Below are 12,262 nucleotides of genomic sequence, written 5' to 3'. Positions count from 1 at the left end.
GGCGGGCGCCGGGCGTCAGTGGGAGACGCAGAGTTCGTTGCCCTGCGGGTCGGCGAGGGTGGTCCAGGCGAAGGGGCCCTGGCGGCCTTCGTGGAGGCGGGTGGCCCCCTTGGCGATGAGGCGCTCCACCACGCTCTGCGGGTCGTCGGCGCCGGTGCGGACGTCGAGGTGGACGCGGTTCTTGACGGTCTTGGTCTCCGGCACGAACTGGAAGAGGATCCGGGGCGCCCGTTCCAGCCCTTCCGGGTGACGGATGGCGGCTCCCGCCCTCCAGACGAGCGTGCCGCGGTGGAGGGTGGTGTCGTCCTGGTGGGCCTGGCCCTCCACGATCATGCGGCGGATGAACTCCTCGTCGCTGGGCTCGACTTCCCAGCCGAGGGCGTCGGCCCACCAGTCGGCCAGGGAGTGCGGGGCGTTCGAGTCGACGGTGATCTGGAATGTGTACGCCATGCCCGGACGGTAGTGGGAAGCCGGCTCCCCCGCTACGTCGTTTCCCGGTTCTCGCGGAGGCGGGCGCCGAGGAACGCCGCGAAGGTCAGCGCCCAGGCGGCCACGGCGACCCACAGGAGCACCTCGCCCACCGGCCGGAGCCAGTCGGCGCCGGTGGGCCCGGCGGCGGAGAGGCAGGCGGTGGCGGTCATGCCGAGGGGGAAGACGGTGGACCAGCGGCGCACGTCGTAGCGGGGGCGGGGGCTGCGCAGCTCGGCCGCGAGGAGCACGGCGTACCAGGCGAGCGAGGAGCAGAGCAGGACCAGGGTGAGCGTCCGCAGCACGGTGTGCCCGGCGCCCGTCCAGAGGGGTGACGCGGTGAGCTTCGCTCCCGCGAGGGCGCTGATGGACAGCGCACCGCCGGCCACCCAGTGGTCGCCGGCGCCCGCCGTCACCTCGCGGAGGTCGAAGCGGGCGAGGGCGGTCCCGTACAGCAGCAGTCCGAGGCCGAAGAGGGCCAGGGCGGCCCGGCCGAGCCAGTCCTGGTGGCAGGCGGCGGAGAGCTCCGCCGCGAGGACGGCGAGCGCCTGGGTGGCCACGCAGACGAGGAAGGCGGCGCCCGGCAGCCGTTGCCGGGGGGAGTGCCGGACGACCGCGTACAGCAGCCCGGGCCAGAGCGCCGCCGCCAGGGCCAGCAGGGCGGCGGCGGCCCCCTGCGAGCCGAGCTGCGAGAGCCGGGCGCCGAGTACGGCGGTGGCGGCCACGGCGGTGAGGGCGGGCGGGGTGCCCGCCTCGGCCCGCAGGCGGCCCCGGTCGCCGGTCAGCCGCGCGGTGAAGCCGACGGCGAGGAGCAGCCACAGCGCGGCCGTGACGGCGAGCGCGGCGAGGGAGAGCGGTTCGTGGCCGGCCAGGCCCAGGCCGACGGAGATGATGCCGGAGGCCATCACGGCGGCGCCGGCGGCGGGCGGCGGTCCGGTCCACCACCGGCGCGCGGGCAGCGGGCTCACCCCTCCAGCGGACACCGGCCGGGGACGGACCGCCAGCCGACCGGGCCTTTCGGCCGGCCGTCCTCGGGGCCGGCCGAGGGCCGACCCGGGGTCAGCCGACGCCCTGGGTACGGAACTGGATGCTGATGCGGGGTCCGACGGCCCGGGTGGACTTGGGCACCGCGTGTTCCATGGTGCGCTGGCAGGAGCCGCCCATCACCACCAGGTCGCCGTGGCCCAGCGGCAGGCGCAGCAGTGTGGGGCCGCCGTCGCGGGGGCGGATCGCCAGGTCGCGCGGGTCGCCCACGGAGAGGATGGCGACCATGGTGTCCTCGGTGGCGGAGCGGCCGGTGCGGTCGCCGTGCCAGGCGACGCTGTCGCGGCCGTCGCGGTAGAGGCACAGTCCGGCGGTGACGAAGGGCTCGCCGAGCTCGTCGGCGTAGTGCCGGCTCAGCGCCGTGCGGGCCTCGGCGAGGACGGGGTGCGGCAGCGCCGCCCCGGCCCGGTAGTAGGACAGCAGCCGGGGGACGGCGACCTCGCGGTCGTACATCCGGCGCCGTTCGGCCTGCCAGGGCACATCGGCGGCGAGCCGTTCGAACAGCGCGTCGGAGCCGGTCAGCCAGCCGGGCAGGTGGTCGGCCCAGGCGCCGGCCCCCAGGTCGGTCCGGCGCAGCCCGGAGAGCGGGCCGAGCCGGATCTCGTCGGTCTGGTCGAAGAGGGACCCCTGGAGCGCGTGCATGGCTCCAGCCTACTCCCGGTTCCGAACACCTGCTCGAATTACTAACGGCCCCGGCGGGGCTTGCCGCGGCCGGTGTTCTTGGCGCCCCGGGCGCCGCCGGAGCCGCCGCGCGGGTTCTTGCCCGGGGTCGGCTTGCGGGCCGCGCCGGCCGCCTTGTCGGGGCGCTTGCCCTTCGGCTGCGCGGGGGTCTGCGCCGGGCTCTGCTTGCGGCCCCGCGTGCTGTTGACCGTACGGCCGCGGACGATCCCGATGAACTCCTCCACCAGGTCCGTGGTCTCCTCCTCCGGCCACGACAGCGCGACGCGGGATTCGGGCGCGCCCGTGACCGGCCGGTAGGTGAGGTCCCGGCGGTGGTGCAGCCGGGCGAGCGACTGCGGGACGACGAGCACGCCCACCCCGGCGGCGACCAGCTCGATGGCGTCCGCCGTGGTTTCGGGGCGCTCGATCGCGGGCCGGCCCGGCAGGCTCTCCCACTCCAGGGTGTCGTCCAGTGGGTGGAGCACGATCTCGTCGGCGAGGTCCCCGGTGGAGACTTCCTCGACCGCGGCCACGAGATGGTCCTTCGGGATCACCACCACGGTGGTCTCGGTGTACAGGGGGATCGCACTGAGCTGCGTACGGTCGATCGGCAGCCGGACGAAGCCCGCGTCGGCGCCGCCCGCCCGCAGCACGCCCGGCGCCTCGGCCGGGGAGACGGGGACGAGGGTCAGCGGGACGTCGGGCAGCCGCTCGTTCCAGATCCGCACCCATTTGGTGGGCGTCACCCCTGGAACGTAGGCGAGCCGGAACTGGGGAGGTACTTCCGAGCCTGTCACCCGGCCAGATTACCGGCCGTGGTCAGAGGTAGCGCACATGCTCGATACCCTGGTGACATGACGTCGCACAAGACCGCCCAGACCATGAAGCCCGCGACCGCGGCGAAGAAGCTGGGTGTGTACCTCGAGGCCACACCCGCCGAGTTCCAGGAGGGTGTCGTCTCGCGCACCGAGCTGAACGCGCTCCAGGCCGATCCGCCCGCCTGGCTGCAGGAGCTGCGACGCAACGGCCCGCACCCCCGGCCCGTGGTCGCGGCGAAGCTGGGCATCTCGATCGCCGGCCTCGCCCGCGGCGGGGTCACCGAGGCGCTCACCACCGAGCAGATCGACGCGCTCAAGGACGAGGCGCCGGAGTGGCTGCAGAAGGAGCGCGCCACGCAGGCGGAGGTCCGCAAGGAAGCGGTCCGGATCAAGGAGAAGCAGGCGGAGCGGGCGGCCCGCGAGAGCTGACCGCCAGCTGTGCGCGAGGGGCCCCGGACCGGCGTCCGGGGCCCGTCGCGCGTGCGGGGTCCGGGCCGTCAGCCGGCCGGGACCGAGGCGGTGATCAGGTCGACGAGCGCGGCCATGCCGCCCTCGGCGAGCGCGCGGCGCTGGCGGTCGGCCGGGGTGCCCTCGCGCAGCAGCCGGTGCACGAGCGCGCCGACCTCCCGCTGGTCACCGGACTCCTCCAGGGCGGCCGCGATGTACCCGGTCAGCTGGCACAGCACGTCTCCCGCGCTGTGCCGCTGCCCCCGCGGGTCCACGAGGCTGCCGTTCAGACCGTGCCGGGCGGCGTGCCAGTTCGAGGCCTGCAGCAGTTCGTACGCGCAGGCGGGCGGCGGCGGGGCTCCCGCGTTCTCCTCGGCGATCGCGGTGGCGACGAGCGCCCGCACGATGCCGGTGAAGAGCACGGCGTCGTCCGCCTCCAGCTGGACGTCCAGGCAGCGCACCTCGATCGTCGGGTAGCGGTCCGACAGCCGGGCCTGCCAGTACAGCTGGCCCCGGTCGCCGATGACCCCCGACTCCAGGAGCGCCGCGATGCGCTTCTCGTAGTCCCCGAGGCCGTCGAAGAAGGGCGGCGGTCCGCTCACGGGCCAGCGTCCGAAGACGATCGTGCGCCAGCTGGCGAAGCCGGTGTCCTTCCCGTCCCACAGCGGCGAGTTCCCCGACATGGCCAGCAGGGTGGGCAGCCAGACGCGGATCCGGTTGAGCACCGCCACGCCCATCTCCCGGCTCGGGACCGCGACGTGGACGTGCATGCCGCAGATCAGCTGCTCGTCCACCAGCCGCCGGGCCTCCTCGTGCATCCGCAGGTAGCGCGGCTTCTGGGTGACGGCGGGGGGCGTGCCCTCCTTGAGCGGCGCGGTGGCGGACATCGCGACCCGGCAGCCCTTGTCCTCCGCCGCGGACGCCACCGCGTGCCGCAGGCGCAGCAGGTGCCCGCCCACTTCGCCGAGGTCCGTGCAGACGGGCGTGGCCACCTCGATCTGGGCTTGGAGGAGCTCGTCCTGCACCTCGCCCTCGTCCACGAACGACCCGAGGCCGGCCGCGGCGCGCACCTCCTCCACGAGCGGCATCGGCAGGTGGGTGTGCGGGTCCAGCAGGACGTACTCTTCCTCGACCCCGACGGTGATCATGTGCGTCGGCCACCCATGGACCGCGGCAGGAATTCCGCCTCTCCGGGTTTGCGGCGGCCGTTCGTGGTCAGACGCTTCAAGGTCCGCGTTTCCCTTTCGGATGGAGTGAGAACCATGGCTGGTGACGAGAAGGCGAAGTCCAAGGGCGAGCAGGCCAAGGGCAAGGTCAAGGAAGCCGCGGGACGGGCCGTCGGAAACGAACGGCTGACCGCGGAGGGCCGCGCCGAGCAGGCCAAGGGCGATGCCCGGCAGGCCAAGGAGAAGATCAAGGACACCCTCAAGGACTGACTCCTTTCCTCCAGCTCTTCCCGTGCCTCCCGAGCGCCCGCGCGGCGCCGGGGGGCACCTTCCGTTCCCCGAGGAGGACCCATGTCGACCATTGACGCCGGGGGCGAGGCCGACCGCGGTGCGCGGGACCCCCGTGGCGCCCGCCGGGACGACGGGCGCCACGAGAGCCCCGAACAGCGCGCGGACCGCCAGTGGGGCGAATTGGTGCAGGAGATCCGCGTGGCCCAGACGGGTGTGCAGATCCTCTTCGGCTTCCTCCTGACCGTGGCCTTCACCCCCGTCTTCCAGCGACTCGCCCAGCCGGACCGGACGATCTACCTGGTCACCGTCATCCTCGGCTCGCTGGCCACGGGGGCCCTGATCGGGCCCGTGGCCTTCCACCGCATCGTCTTCCGCCGCCGCATCAAGCCGCAGGCGGTCACCTGGGCCTCGCGGCTGACGATGACGGGCATCGTGCTGCTCCTGATGACCTTGTGCACGGCCCTGCTCCTCATCCTGCGGGTGGCGACGCACGACGCGCTCGTTCCGTGGCTGGTGTCGGGGGTGCTGTGCTGGTACTTGCTGTGCTGGTTCGCACTCCCGATGTGGGTGCGCCAACGGCACACCACGCAGCGCGACTAGTCGGGTGGCTCCTGCGCCGGGGGCTCTTCGGCGGGCGACGGCGCCGCGGGTCCGGGCTCGGGCGGCTGCCCGGGCTCGGCGGGCCGCGGGTCGCGCGGGACCGCGCCGGGGCCCGGGGTGGGGCCCGGGCCTTCGGGCTGGGGGGTCTTCGGGTCGTGGCCCGGTGTATCCGGCCGCTGGGCGGCCGGCTCCCGGACCTGTGGCTCCCGGCCGGTCCGTAGTGGCTCCGTGGCCCGGTCCATGCGGTTCACCTCGGCTTTCCGTCTCGTGCGCGCGTCGCCCGGTGCGGTCGACGCGTCCCTCCGCCTGCCCGGGGACCCGGTCTCCAATCCACTTCCCGCTGTGGTTCCGACGTTCCGAGTAGACCCGGTCCGGGCGGTTTCCGCATGGTTTCGTACGCGACCAGGGCGTGTTTCGAAAGTAGCGCCGGCCGCCCGGAGGGCGGGCCCCGCGGCGTCCGGTGCGTGCGACCGCAAGGCGGAGGGTCGCCCTCGTACCGCGCGTACGCGGGCGAGCCCGACGACGCTGGGGGCACCTCCCAGCGGTAGCTGGGGGACGAGCACGCGTGCCGGGCGTCGCGGGGCAGGCGGGAGTTTCGAAACACGCCCTGGGCCCCCGGGGCCGTACGGCTTCTGGGGGCCGGGTCCGGGCGGGGTACGGGGTTCAGCCGCCCGCGGGGCGGGCGGCCGGGGTTGGCCGGGCGGCCCGGGCCGAGAGCGGGGTGGCGATCTGCTCCAGCGAGCGGCCCTCGGCGGCGACGGCGAAGAAGACCGCCACCACCCCGGCCGCCACCATCAGGGAGGCCCCCACGCAGAAGGCGATCACCGCGTCGCTCACCACTCCGCTGGAGGTCAGCTGGGCGAAGAGCAGCGGGCCCGAGATGCCGCCGGCCGCCGTGCCGACGGCGTAGAAGAAGGCGATGGCCATCGCCCTGGTCTCCATCGGGAAGATCTCGCTGACGGTCAGGTAGGCCGAGCTGGCGCCCGCGGAGGCGAAGAACAGCACCACGCACCAGCAGGCGGTCATGGTGACCGCGCTCAGCCGGCCCGCGCCGAAGAGCCACGCCGTCCCGAAGAGCAGCAGCCCCGAGAGGATGTACGTACCGGCGATCATCGGGCGGCGTCCGGCGGTGTCGAAGAGCCGGCCCAGCAGCAGCGGTCCGAGGAAGTTGCCGAAGGCGATGACGGCGAAGTAGTAGCCGGTGTGGCCGGACGGGACGTCGAAGAACCGGACCAGGATGCTGCCGAACCCGAAGGTGATCGCGTTGTACAGGAAGGCCTGCCCGATGAAGAGCGACAGTCCGAGGACGGCCCGGCGGGGATAGTCCCGGAAGACCGTCTTGGCGATCTCGCCGAAGCCGGTGCTGCGCCGCTGGGTGACGGTGATGGCGTCGCCGGGCTCCGGCAGGGGCCGGCCCTTCTCCTCCTCCACGCGCTGTTCGACCTCGGTGACGAGGTCCTCGGCCTCGGCCGCCTTGCCGTGGATGAACATCCAGCGCGGGCTCTCGGGTACGTGCCGGCGCACCAGGAGGATCACCAGGCCCAGGACCACGCCCAGGGCGAAGGTCAGCCGCCAGCCCAGCCAGGCCGGGAAGAGGTCGGTGTCGAGGGCGAGGACGGACAGCAGGGCCCCGGCGACCGCGCCGAGCCAGAAGCTGCCGTTGATGATGAGGTCGACGCGGCCCCGGTACTTGCTGGGGATCAGCTCGTCGATCGCGGAGTTGATCGCCGCGTACTCGCCGCCGATGCCGAATCCGGTGAGGAACCGGAAGACGAAGAACCACCAGGCGGAGAAGGACAGCGCGGTCAGGGCGGTCGCCGCCAGGTAGAGGGCGAGCGTGACGAGGAAGAGCCGCTTGCGCCCGAAGAGGTCGGTCAGCCGCCCGAAGACCAGCGCCCCGGCGCAGGCGCCGGCCACGTACAGGGCGGCGGCCGTGCCGGTGACTTGGGCGTCCGTGATGTCGAGCCCGCTGCCCTGCTCGGAGAGCCGGCTGGCGATGTTGCCGACGATGGTGACTTCCAGACCGTCCAGGATCCATACGGTTCCCAGTCCGATCACGATCATCCAGTGCCATCGGGACCAGGGGAGCCGGTCCAGCCGCGCGGGGACCTTCGTGGTCACGGTCCCCTGTTCCACAAGATCAGCCATGCCCCGGCGTCTGCCCTGCGCGTCCGGCCGTAAACCCGCCGTAAAGGTGGCCGGCAGCCTGCTCGGGCGACACGGGCCGCCGCTCCGGGCGCGCCGCCGGTCCTGACGGCCCGTCGGCCTGTAGGGCAGACGTACGGCACGGGGGCCGCGGGTCCCCGGTGCCGCGAGGCCCCTGGAGGACGGATGACGTCGGTGGACCACGCACCGGATGCGGCACCCCCGGACGACCGGCCGTCAGCCGGCACCGAGCAGCGGACCCGTCACGGCACGACCGTGCTGCGCTGGCTGTCGACCACCGACCACAAGGTGATCGGCAGCCTCTACCTCGTCACGGCGTTCGGGTTCTTCCTCTTCGCGGGTCTGCTGGCGATGGCGATGCGTGCCGAACTCGCCCGCCCGGGCGTGCAGTTCCTGTCGAACCAGCAGTACAACGAAGCGTTCACCATCCACGGCACGATCATGATGCTGCTGTTCGCGACGCCGACCTTCACCGGCTTCGCCAACGCGCTGATGCCGTTGCAAATCGGCTCGCCCGACGTGGCCTTCCCCCGGATGAACGCCTTCACCTACTGGGTGTACCTGTTCGGCGGCCTGATGGTGCTGGGCGGGTTCCTGACGGCGGACGGCCCGGCCGCCTTCGGCTGGTTCGCGTACGCGCCGCTGAACGGCCCCTCCCACTCCCCCGGCACCGGGCCGGACCTGTGGGTCATGGGGCTGGCGGTGGCCGGGTTGAGCACGATCCTCGGGTCGGTGAACTTCATCGCGACCATCGTGTGCCTGCGGGCGCCGGGGATGACGCTGTTCCGGATGCCGATCTTCACCTGGAACGTGCTGTTCACCTCGATCCTGGCGCTCCTGGCCTTCCCCGTGCTGACCGCGACGCTGCTGGCCCTGGAGGCCGACCGGAAGTTCGGCGCCCACGTCTTCGACCCGGCGAACGGGGGCTCCCTGCTCTGGCAGCACCTCTTCTGGTTCTTCGGGCATCCGGAGGTCTACATCGTGGCCCTGCCGTTCTTCGGGGTGATCAGCGAGATCATCCCGGTGTTCAGCAGGAAGCCGATGTTCGGCTACCGGGCCCTGATCGGGGCCACCATCGCCATCACGGCGCTGTCGGCGACGGTGTGGGCGCACCACATGTTCGCGACCGGCGCGGTGCTGCTGCCGTTCTTCTCCCTGCTGTCCTTCCTGATCGCCGTCCCGACGGGCGTGAAGTTCTTCAACTGGATCGGGACGATGTGGCACGGGTCGCTGTCCTTCGAGACCCCGATGCTGTGGTCCATCGGCTTCCTCGTCACCTTCCTGCTCGGCGGTCTGTCGGGGGTGCTGGTCGCCTCGCCGCCGCTGGACTTCCACCTGACGGACAGCTATTTCGTCGTCGCGCACCTGCACTACGTGCTCTTCGGGACGATCGTCTTCGCCACCTTCGCCGGCTTCTACTTCTGGTGGCCCAAGTTCACCGGGCTGATGCTGGACGAGCGGCTCGGCAAGATCCATTTCTGGACCCTGTTCACCGGGTTCCAGACCACGTTCCTGGTCCAGCACTGGCTGGGCGAGGCGGGCATGCCGCGCCGGTACGCGGACTACCTCGCGAGTGACGGTTTCACCCTGCTCAACTCGCTCTCCAGCGCCGGGGCCTTCCTGCTGGGCCTGTCCACGCTGCCGTTCCTCTACAACGTGTGGCGGACGCGGCGTCACGGCACGCCGGTCGGGGTGGACGATCCGTGGGGCTGGGGGCGTTCGCTGGAATGGGCGACCGGGTGTCCGCCGCCGCGGCACAACTTCCACGCGCTGCCCCGGATCCGCTCGGAGTCCCCCGCCTTCGACCTGCACCACCCGGAGGTGCCCCGTGAAGGGTGAGGCCTGGCTCTTCACCGGTACGGCCGCGTTCTTCGCGGTGACCACCGCCGTCTACGGCTGGTTCTCCCCCGACCCGGCGGGACGCGCCGCGCTGTGCGTGTCCTTCGTGATGTCGGCCCTGGTCGCCGCCTTCCTGTGGCGCCAGCGGGCGCGGGCGGCGAACGTCCGGAGGACCGCGGGACGGCCGAGGTGCTGGACACCGCCGGGCGCCGGCTCTACTTCCCCGCCCGCAGTTTCGCCCCGGTCCTGACGGCCGCGGGCAGCGCGCTGATCGGACTCGGCGTGGTCGAGGGCCTGTGGCTGTGCCTGATCGGCTTCGGCGTGCTGCTGCCGGGGGTGCTCGGGTTCGCCTTCCAGGAGCTGGACCACCCGGAGTAGGCGCCGGTCAGCCGTCCCGCGGGGGCAGCGGCTCCTGGTCCGGGCCGGCGAGGGCCGCCGCGATCAGGTGGCGCTGCTCGGCGGTTTCCGGGAAGCGGATCCGGTCGCGGTAGTACCAGGCGCTGAGCGCCGTCCGCGTGCGCCGCGCCAGCCGCCGCGCCGCGCCGCCGGAGACCGGGCCGGCGGGCTCCAGGGGCCGGGGCAGGTCCCGTACGAGTACGGCGCGGCGGACCGAGCGCGGCAGGGCGGCGTGCTCCGGGTGGAAGCCGCCTTCCGGGCCCTGCCGCACCAGGCCGGTCTCCGCGCCCTCGGTCAGCAGGTCCCGGTCGCGGGCCTGCAGGGCCAGGCAGAGGCGCTTGGTCAGCCAGAACGCGCCCGCCGGCACGGCGAAGAAGCCGGCGCGCAGCAGCCAGGTCACGCCGGACACGGGGACGTCGAAGACGAACGCGATGACGTCCTGGCCGCCCGCGAGGAGCAGTACCGCGTAACAGGAGAGGGCCGCCACCCCGAGCCCGGTCCGGACGGGCCGGTTGCGGGGCCGGTCGCACAGGTGCCGCTCGCCCGTCGGGCCGGTGACCCAGCGCTCGAAGTAGGGGTAGGCGTACAGGACGGCGAAGAGCAGTCCGGGCAGGACCACCCCGGTCAGCAGCGGGTTCCATGACACGGTGTGCCCCCACAGCCGGGTCTCGACGCCGGGCATCAGGCGCAGCGCTCCCTCCAGGAACCCGACGTACCAGTCGGGCTGGGAGCCCGTGGAGACGAAGTCGGGGCGGTAGGGGCCGTACGCCCAGACGGGGTTGACCTGCGCCAGCGCGCCGAGGGCCGCGAGCAGGCCGAAGACGATGAAGAAGAGGCCGCCGGACTTGGCGAGGTACTGGGGGAAGAAGGGCAGTCCGACGACGTTGCGGCCGGTCCTGCCGGGGCCGGGCCACTGGGTGTGCTTGAGGGTGACGACCAGCAGGAGGTGCAGGGTGATCAGGCCCAGCAGCAGGCCGGGGACCAGCAGGATGTGGACCGGGTAGAGCCGCGGTACGAGGTCGTGGCCCGGGAACTGGCCGCCGAAGACGAACGTGCCCAGGTACGTGCCGGCCACCGGGACGGAGAGCACGATGCCCTGGGCGATGCGCAGTCCGGTGCCGGAGAGCAGGTCGTCGGGGAGCGAGTAGCCGCAGAAGCCTTCCAGCAGGGAGAGCAGGAACAGGGTCACCCCGACGGTCCAGTTGGCCTCGCGCGGGCGGCGGAAGGCGCCGGTGAGGAACACGCGCAGCATGTGGGCGCCGATCGCGGAGAGGAAGAGGATCGCCGCCCAGTGGTGGGTCTGGCGGATCAGCAGTCCGCCGCGCACGTCGAAGCTGATCCGGAGGGTGGAGAGGTAGGCCCGGGACATCCGTACCCCGTACAGGGGCGCGAAGGAGCCCCGGTAGGCGCTCTCGGTCATCGACGGCTCGAAGAAGAAGGTGAGGTACACGCCGGTCAGCAGCAGGACGAGGAAGCTGTACAGGGCGAGTTCCCCGAGCAGGAACGACCAGTGGTCGGGGAACACCTTGCGCAGTGTCCCGCGCGCCAGTTCCCCCAGGGGCAGCCGGGCGTCGGCCCGGTGGGCGCCGCGCACCGCCGCGCGGCGGGCCCGGTCCCGCGGCCGAGTCCTGCGCCGTGACCCCAGCACCCGGGTGCACCTCCTGTCCGCATGGTCGGCGTCAGGGGCCACTGTGCCGCGCCCGCCGCCCGGGACCGGTCGGCGCGCCCGTGCGGGGACCGGCAGTCACCTGGTCAGGCACGCCGGCCGGGGCGGGGGCGTGTGCGGGCCCGGTCCGGGTAGGCGCCGACGGACACCACGTCCGGCCACGCAGGAGTCTGGAGTCTTCCATGGACCTCACCCGAGCAGTGAGCGGTGCCCGGCGCCGCGCGGACCGCGAGGAGCGGGCCTACGCGGGCGACGAGGAGCGGCCGCTCAAGGGGTACCTCGCGGTCATGGGGGTGTACGGCGCGGGCGTCGCGGGGCTCGTGGCGGCCGCCCGGGCCGGGCGCAGGCCGGTGCCCCGGCTGTCCCCGTACGACGTGCTGCTGCTCTGCGGCGCCACGCACTGGGTGTCGCACACGCTCGCCAAGGATCCCGTCACCAGCCCGCTGCGGGCGCCCTTCGCCCGCTACAAGGGCACCTCGGGGCCGGCCGAGCTGGTGGAGGACGTCCGGGGGTCGGGGGGCCGGCACGCCGTCGGTGAGCTGTTGACCTGCCCGTTCTGCCTGAGCCTGTGGGTGGGCACGGGGTTCGGCGCCGGGTACGTGTTCGCGCCCGGCCCCACCCGGTTCGCGGTCGGCTCGCTGGCGGCGCTGACGGGGGCGGACCTGCTCCAGCTCTGCCGGGCCCGGCTCCAGGGCGGGTGA

Annotated in this window: 14 protein-coding genes; 7 read left to right on the top strand and 7 right to left on the bottom strand. The window is 73.1% G+C overall.

Annotated features, from left to right (window positions below; genetic code table 11):
* Window positions 1-15: 15 nt before the first annotated feature.
* From ACZ4M3_RS03145 to ACZ4M3_RS03130, 4 genes are all read right to left on the bottom strand, one after another.
* A complete protein-coding gene (locus ACZ4M3_RS03145) occupies window positions 16-450 on the bottom strand; it encodes a VOC family protein (protein ID WP_467729627.1) in 435 nt (144 codons plus the stop codon).
* A 32-nt stretch (window positions 451-482) separates the two neighbouring features.
* Complete coding sequence (locus ACZ4M3_RS03140; RefSeq protein ID WP_467729626.1) at window positions 483-1,436, bottom strand: tellurite resistance/C4-dicarboxylate transporter family protein; 954 nt, start codon at window positions 1,434-1,436, stop codon at window positions 483-485.
* A gap of 91 nt (window positions 1,437-1,527) precedes the next feature.
* Complete coding sequence (locus tag ACZ4M3_RS03135) at window positions 1,528-2,154, bottom strand: alpha-ketoglutarate-dependent dioxygenase AlkB (protein WP_467729624.1); 627 nt, start codon at window positions 2,152-2,154, stop codon at window positions 1,528-1,530.
* 41 nt (window positions 2,155-2,195) lie between these two features.
* Window positions 2,196-2,969 (bottom strand): LysR substrate-binding domain-containing protein, encoded by a 774-nt coding sequence (locus ACZ4M3_RS03130; RefSeq protein WP_467729622.1) that lies wholly within the window; start codon window positions 2,967-2,969, stop codon window positions 2,196-2,198.
* A gap of 57 nt (window positions 2,970-3,026) precedes the next feature.
* On the opposite strand from ACZ4M3_RS03130, the gene ACZ4M3_RS03125 reads away from it, so the two are divergent.
* Window positions 3,027-3,419, top strand: a complete 393-nt coding sequence (locus ACZ4M3_RS03125) for a DUF5997 family protein (protein WP_467729620.1) — start codon at window positions 3,027-3,029, stop codon at window positions 3,417-3,419.
* A 68-nt stretch (window positions 3,420-3,487) separates the two neighbouring features.
* On the opposite strand, the gene ACZ4M3_RS03120 is transcribed toward ACZ4M3_RS03125, so the two are convergent.
* A complete protein-coding gene (locus ACZ4M3_RS03120; RefSeq protein ID WP_467729618.1) occupies window positions 3,488-4,585 on the bottom strand; it encodes a carboxylate-amine ligase in 1,098 nt (365 codons plus the stop codon).
* 114 nt (window positions 4,586-4,699) lie between these two features.
* On the opposite strand from ACZ4M3_RS03120, the gene ACZ4M3_RS03115 reads away from it, so the two are divergent.
* Both ACZ4M3_RS03115 and ACZ4M3_RS03110 read left to right on the top strand, forming a co-directional pair.
* Entirely contained in the window at window positions 4,700-4,873 is a 174-nt protein-coding gene (locus tag ACZ4M3_RS03115) for a CsbD family protein (protein WP_453357364.1), read from the top strand.
* An 81-nt stretch (window positions 4,874-4,954) separates the two neighbouring features.
* Window positions 4,955-5,494 carry a DUF6328 family protein gene (locus tag ACZ4M3_RS03110; RefSeq protein WP_467729616.1) on the top strand — a complete coding sequence of 180 codons (540 nt, stop codon included), beginning with the start codon at window positions 4,955-4,957 and terminating at the stop codon, window positions 5,492-5,494.
* A gap of 663 nt (window positions 5,495-6,157) precedes the next feature.
* Here the strand turns inward: ACZ4M3_RS03110 and ACZ4M3_RS03105 are convergent.
* Entirely contained in the window at window positions 6,158-7,642 is a 1,485-nt protein-coding gene (locus tag ACZ4M3_RS03105; RefSeq protein ID WP_467729614.1) for an MFS transporter, read from the bottom strand.
* Window positions 7,643-7,825: 183 nt separating this feature from the next.
* On the opposite strand from ACZ4M3_RS03105, the gene ctaD reads away from it, so the two are divergent.
* The 3 genes from ctaD to ctaF (ACZ4M3_RS03090) are packed head-to-tail and all read left to right on the top strand — an operon-like array spanning window position 7,826 to window position 9,877.
* Window positions 7,826-9,499, top strand: coding sequence for an aa3-type cytochrome oxidase subunit I (gene ctaD / locus ACZ4M3_RS03100; protein ID WP_467729612.1), 1,674 nt, complete (start codon window positions 7,826-7,828; stop codon window positions 9,497-9,499).
* Window positions 9,489-9,749: an aa3-type cytochrome oxidase subunit IV gene (gene ctaF, locus ACZ4M3_RS03095; protein WP_467729610.1), complete on the top strand. Its 261-nt coding sequence runs from the start codon at window positions 9,489-9,491 to the stop codon at window positions 9,747-9,749. The genes ctaD and ctaF (ACZ4M3_RS03095) overlap by 11 nt, the downstream gene beginning before the upstream one ends.
* Window positions 9,689-9,877, top strand: a complete 189-nt coding sequence (gene ctaF / locus ACZ4M3_RS03090) for an aa3-type cytochrome oxidase subunit IV (RefSeq protein ID WP_467729608.1) — start codon at window positions 9,689-9,691, stop codon at window positions 9,875-9,877. Before ctaF (ACZ4M3_RS03095) ends, ctaF (ACZ4M3_RS03090) begins: the two co-directional genes overlap by 61 nt.
* Before the next feature lie 7 nt (window positions 9,878-9,884).
* Here the strand turns inward: ctaF (ACZ4M3_RS03090) and qcrB are convergent, their stop codons facing one another.
* On the bottom strand, window positions 9,885-11,543 hold the full coding sequence (gene qcrB / locus ACZ4M3_RS03085; protein WP_467729606.1) for a cytochrome bc1 complex cytochrome b subunit: 1,659 nt from the start codon (window positions 11,541-11,543) through the stop codon (window positions 9,885-9,887).
* Window positions 11,544-11,743: 200 nt separating this feature from the next.
* Here qcrB and ACZ4M3_RS03080 point away from each other — a divergent pair, with 200 nt between their 5' ends.
* Entirely contained in the window at window positions 11,744-12,262 is a 519-nt protein-coding gene (locus ACZ4M3_RS03080; protein ID WP_467729604.1) for a DUF1360 domain-containing protein, read from the top strand.

Source organism: Streptomyces sp. NPDC026522 (assembly GCF_055567555.1).
The sequence above is the reverse complement of the archived record's forward strand: the minus strand, read 5'-3'. Positions and strand labels throughout refer to the sequence as shown.